At 80.2% G+C, this 3,114-nt stretch carries 3 protein-coding genes; 1 reads left to right on the top strand and 2 read right to left on the bottom strand.

Going from position 1 to position 3,114, the window contains the following annotated elements; genetic code table 11:
- A partial coding sequence (locus tag GTR00_RS17805; protein WP_166612916.1) for a CDP-alcohol phosphatidyltransferase family protein occupies positions 1–512 on the top strand: 512 nt, incomplete at its 5' end.
- A gap of 24 nt (positions 513–536) precedes the next feature.
- Here GTR00_RS17805 and GTR00_RS17810 read toward each other — a convergent pair.
- Together GTR00_RS17810 and GTR00_RS17815 are read right to left on the bottom strand one after the other, a co-directional pair.
- Positions 537–2,015, bottom strand: coding sequence for a phytoene desaturase family protein (locus GTR00_RS17810; protein WP_166612917.1), 1,479 nt, complete (start codon positions 2,013–2,015; stop codon positions 537–539).
- The coding region (locus GTR00_RS17815) for a glycosyltransferase (protein WP_205706096.1) at positions 2,012–3,114 on the bottom strand (1,103 nt) is incomplete at its 5' end. The genes GTR00_RS17815 and GTR00_RS17810, both read right to left, overlap by 4 nt.

The following is a 3,114-nucleotide window of genomic DNA, read 5'->3' on the forward strand; positions in this document are numbered from 1 at the left end:
CGGTCACCCTCGCCGGCACGGCGCTGGCGGCCGCGGCCGCCTGGGTGGCCCTGGCCGCCGGGCCCGGCGGCGCTCCCGCCGTCGCCGCCGCCCTCCTCGTCGCCGCCGGCGGCGTGCTCGACAACCTCGACGGCGCGGTCGCCGTGCTGCGCGGGCGCACCAGCGACCGCGGCGCGCTGCTGGACGCCTGCTGCGACCGCGTCGGCGACGCCGCCTGCGCGCTGGTGCTGCTCGGCTGCGGCGCGCCCGCCTGGCTCGCCGCGACCGCCGGCGGCCTGGCGCAGCTGCAGGAGTACCTGCGCGCGCGCGCCCAGGGCCTCGGCGTCAGCGACGTCGGCGTCGTCAGCGTCGCCGAGCGGCCCGTGCGCATCGCGGTGGCCGCGACGTGCGCGGCGGCCACCGCGATCGCGCCCGGGCAGGCGCCGTGGGCGCTGCTGGGTGCCGCGGCGTGGGCCGGGCTCGGCGGCGTGGGCCTGGTGCAGGTGGCCACCGCCCTCGGCCGCCGCCTGTAGGCCCCGGCCGCCGCGCCCCGCGCCTCAGGCGGGGCCGACGAGGTCGGCGACGATGCGCGCCGACAGCCCCACCAGCGGCAGCCCCCCACCGGGGTGGGCGCTGCCGCCCACGAGGAACAGCCCCGGCACCGGGGAGCGGTTCGCCGGCCGCAGGAACGCCGAGCGCACCCCGTCGCTGGAGGTGCCGTAGATCGCCCCGCCGTCGCTGCGGGTCTCGCGCTCCAGGTCCGCCGGGGTGCGCACCACGCTCCAGCGCAGCCGGTCGCGCACGTCCAGCCCGCGCCGGGCCATCGTCGCCAGCACCGCCCGGGCGTACCCCTCCACCAGGTGCGCGTCCGTCCAGTCCGTGCCGCCCGGCGCCCGCCCGCCGGGGTCGTGCACGGGCGCGTTGACGAGCACGAACCACGCCTCGGTGCCGTCCGAGGGCCGCAGCGCCGGGTCGTCGGGGGCGCTGACGTACACCGTCGGGTCGGCCACCGGCCGGCCCGCGGCCAGGTCCGCGAACTCCGCGTCGTAGTCGTCGGGGAACAGCACCGTGTGGTGGCGCAGGCCCGGGGTGCGCCCCTCCAGCGCCAGCAGCAGCACGAACCCCGAGGAGGAGCGCCGCCGCGGGGAGGGCCGCAGCCGCGGTCGCGGCAGCAGGTCGCGGTACAGGTGCGCGGCGTCCACGGCGGAGACCACGACGTCGGCGGGCAGCTCCTCCCCGTCCGCCAGGCGCACGCCCGCCGCGCGCCCGCCGGAGAGCAGCACCCGCTCCACCGCCGCGCCCGTGCGCACCCGCACCCCGCGCTCGCGGGCGCGCTCCTCCACGGCCCCCGCCAGCCGCCGCAGCCCGCCGCGCACGTACCAGGCGCCGAAGGACTGCTCCACGAACGGCACCGTCGCCAGCGCCGCCGGCGCCTTCGCCGGGTGCGAGCCGGAGTAGGTGGCGTAGCGGTCCAGCAGCACCCGCAGGCGCGGGTCGCGCAGGTACTGCCGGCCCAGCGAGCGCAGCGAGGACCACGGCGCCACCGCGCGCACGTCCGCGCCGCTGCGCGCCAGCCGCAGCAGCGTGCGCGGCCCCTCCAGCGGCGACTCCAGGAACGGCTCGCGCGCCACGTCCCACACCGCCGCGGCCCGGCGCAGGAAGCGCGTCCACTGCTCGCCGGTGCCCGCGCCCAGCGCCTCGTCCAGCGCCGCCGCCACCCGCGGCAGCCCGCCGCCGGGCAGGTCCACCTCCGTGCCGTCGGCGAAGCGGTAGTGCGCCACCGGGTCCAGCGGCACCACGTCCAGCACCGACTCGATCGGCGCGCCCGTCTTCAGGAACAGGTCGCGCTGCACCGCCGGCAGCGTCAGCAGCGAGGGGCCGGTGTCGAAGGAGAAGCCGTCGCGGCTGTACCAGCCGAGCTTCCCGCCGACCTCGTCCGCCTGCTCGCACAGCACGACCTCGTGCCCCAGCGCCGCCAGCCGCGCCGCCGCCGACAGCCCGCCCAGCCCCGCGCCGACCACCACCGCGCGGCTCACGGCAGCGCCCGCCCCTTCCACGCCAGCCCGCCGCGGCGGTGCCGCGCCCAGGAGTCCGCCAGCAGGCCCAGCAGCAGCGCCACCGACGCCGGGTGCCCCAGGGCGTCCGGCAGCGAGCGCCCGCCGGTGCGCTCGGCCGCCGCGTAGCGGCCCACCACCGCCGCCACGTAGCCGACCGCGCCCGCGCGCGAGCCGCCCAGCGCCGCCAGCGGCGGCAGCACGTACGCCACCGCCAGCCCGGCGGCCACCGCGGCCGCCGCCGGGGCGGGGCCGAACGCCGACCACAGCGACTTCGCGTACCCCTCGCGCAGCGCCGGCCAGCCCTCGTACATCCGGCAGGTGGCCAGCTCGGTGCCGTCCGCGACGCCGCCGCGCCCCCCGGCCGCCTTCACCGCCCGCAGCAGCGCGATGTCGTCGAGCACCTCCCCGCGCACCGCGCCGTGCCCGCCGGCGCGCCGGTACGCGCCCGCGTCCACCAGCAGGAACTGCCCGTTGGCCGCCGACAGCGACGGGCGCGCGGAGACCTCCGCGGCGCGCAGCGGCAGCGTCGTCAGCCACGACCACTGCAGCAGCGGCTGCACCAGCCGCTCGCTCCACGTGTGCGCCAGCTGCCGCGGGTAGGGGCACACCAGGTCCAGGTCGGCGCCGCGCAGCAGCTCCACCCCGGCCGCCAGCGCGTGCGGGGCCAGCACGACGTCGGCGTCGACGAACACCAGCACCTCGCCGGTGGCCGCGGCCGCCAGCTGCGCGCACGCGTGCGGCTTGCCCAGCCAGCCCGGCGGCGGGCCCTGCCCGCGCAGCAGCCGCACCCGCGCGTCGCCCGCCGCGACGGTCCCCACCACCTGCGCGGTGCGGTCGCCGGAGGCGTCGTCCAGCACCAGCACCTCCAGCTCGGGCACCCCCACCTGGTCCAGCAGCGCCACCAGGCAGGGGCCCACCCGCTCCTCCTCGTCGCGCGCCGGCAGCAGCACGCTGACCCGCCCGGCCACCGGCGGCGGCTCCAGCGAGGGCGTGCGCAGCGCCCGCGCGTTCAGCAGGGAGTGCGCGGTCAGGGCCGTCGCGGCGGCCGAGCCCGCCCACGTCAGCGCGCGCAGGCCCC

This window comes from Kineococcus indalonis (assembly GCF_009906395.1).
In the GTDB taxonomy this organism is placed as follows: domain Bacteria; phylum Actinomycetota; class Actinomycetes; order Actinomycetales; family Kineococcaceae; genus Kineococcus; species Kineococcus indalonis.